Raw genomic sequence first — 2,112 nt, forward strand, 5'->3', positions numbered from 1 at the left:
TTGCTATGAGATTGAACTGAAGAGTTTGATCCTGGCTCAGATTGAACGCTGGCGGCATGCTTTACACATGCAAGTCGAACGGTAACAGGGAGCTTGCTCCGCTGACGAGTGGCGAACGGGTGAGTAATGCGTCGGAACGTGCCGAGTAGTGGGGGATAACTATCCGAAAGGATAGCTAATACCGCATACGCTTTGAGAAGGAAAGCAGGGGATCGCAAGACCTTGCGCTATTCGAGCGGCCGACGTCTGATTAGCTAGTTGGTGAGGTAAGAGCTCACCAAGGCGACGATCAGTAGCGGGTCTGAGAGGATGATCCGCCACACTGGGACTGAGACACGGCCCAGACTCCTACGGGAGGCAGCAGTGGGGAATTTTGGACAATGGGCGCAAGCCTGATCCAGCCATGCCGCGTGTCTGAAGAAGGCCTTCGGGTTGTAAAGGACTTTTGTCAGGGAGGAAATCCCTAGCGCTAATATCGCTGGGGGATGACAGTACCTGAAGAATAAGCACCGGCTAACTACGTGCCAGCAGCCGCGGTAATACGTAGGGTGCAAGCGTTAATCGGAATTACTGGGCGTAAAGCGTGCGCAGGCGGTTGTGTAAGTCTGATGTGAAAGCCCCGGGCTTAACCTGGGAACTGCATTGGAGACTGCACGGCTAGAGTGCGTCAGAGGGGGGTAGAATTCCGCGTGTAGCAGTGAAATGCGTAGAGATGCGGAGGAATACCGATGGCGAAGGCAGCCCCCTGGGATGACACTGACGCTCATGCACGAAAGCGTGGGGAGCAAACAGGATTAGATACCCTGGTAGTCCACGCCCTAAACGATGTCAACTAGCTGTTGGGGGTTTGAATCCTTGGTAGCGTAGCTAACGCGAGAAGTTGACCGCCTGGGGAGTACGGCCGCAAGGTTAAAACTCAAAGGAATTGACGGGGACCCGCACAAGCGGTGGATGATGTGGATTAATTCGATGCAACGCGAAAAACCTTACCTGGTCTTGACATGTACGGAACTTGCCAGAGATGGCTTGGTGCCCGAAAGGGAGCCGTAACACAGGTGCTGCATGGCTGTCGTCAGCTCGTGTCGTGAGATGTTGGGTTAAGTCCCGCAACGAGCGCAACCCTTGCCATTAGTTGCTACCATTCAGTTGAGCACTCTAATGGGACTGCCGGTGACAAACCGGAGGAAGGTGGGGATGACGTCAAGTCCTCATGGCCCTTATGACCAGGGCTTCACACGTCATACAATGGTCGGTACAGAGGGTCGCGAAGCCGCGAGGTGGAGCCAATCTCATAAAACCGATCGTAGTCCGGATCGCACTCTGCAACTCGAGTGCGTGAAGTCGGAATCGCTAGTAATCGCGGATCAGCATGCCGCGGTGAATACGTTCCCGGGTCTTGTACACACCGCCCGTCACACCATGGGAGTGAGTTTCACCAGAAGTGGGTAGGCTAACCGTAAGGAGGCCGCTTACCACGGTGGGATTCATGACTGGGGTGAAGTCGTAACAAGGTAGCCGTAGGGGAACCTGCGGCTGGATCACCTCCTTTCTAGAGAAGGCGATCGTCAAGTACTCACAGCCTATCGGTTATTCATGATTTAAGGGTAGTAACTGGGTTTGTAGCTCAGCTGGTTAGAGCACTGTGTTGATAACGCAGGGGTCGTAGGTTCGAGTCCTACCAGACCCACCAGTTTGGGGGATTAGCTCAGTTGGGAGAGCACCTGCTTTGCAAGCAGGGGGTCGTCGGTTCGATCCCGTCATCCTCCACCATTCTTACAGTGCAAACAAAAGCGCACACAACCTGTTTGGGTTGCGTGAATTTCTGTTTGCGTTGTTTTTACAATGCCCGATCTTTAACAAACTGAAGAAGCCGAATTAATTAGACGGCGAAATGAAATACGCGGAGTTAACTCTTCACGTAGGACAAATCGCCATCTTGGGAATTTGATTGTATCTAATGTCATGTCGCCATATCAAAAGGGGCGGTGTGACATGTCGCACAAACACATTCTGTCGGATTGGTAATCTAGGTTACTGAAATGATAGGGTCAAGCGACTAAGTGCATCTGGTGGATGCCTTGGCGATCACAGGCGATGAAGGACGTGTAAGCC

2 tRNA genes and 1 rRNA gene are annotated in these 2,112 nt (G+C 52.9%); all 3 read left to right on the forward strand.

The annotated features are described in order from the left end of the window. Positions 1–13 precede the first annotated feature (13 nt). The 3 genes from JHD64_RS20990 to JHD64_RS21000 all read left to right on the forward strand — a co-directional run bounded on the left by JHD64_RS20990 (position 14) and on the right by JHD64_RS21000 (position 1,770). Positions 14–1,549, forward strand: a 16S ribosomal RNA gene (locus JHD64_RS20990). 64 nt (positions 1,550–1,613) lie between these two features. Next, a tRNA-Ile gene (locus JHD64_RS20995) sits at positions 1,614–1,690 on the forward strand. Between the two features lie 4 nt (positions 1,691–1,694). After that, a tRNA-Ala gene (locus JHD64_RS21000) sits at positions 1,695–1,770 on the forward strand. Positions 1,771–2,112 lie beyond the last annotated feature (342 nt).

It is taken from the genome of Aquitalea sp. ASV15, from assembly GCF_016429115.1.
GTDB lineage: Bacteria > Pseudomonadota > Gammaproteobacteria > Burkholderiales > Chromobacteriaceae > Aquitalea > Aquitalea magnusonii.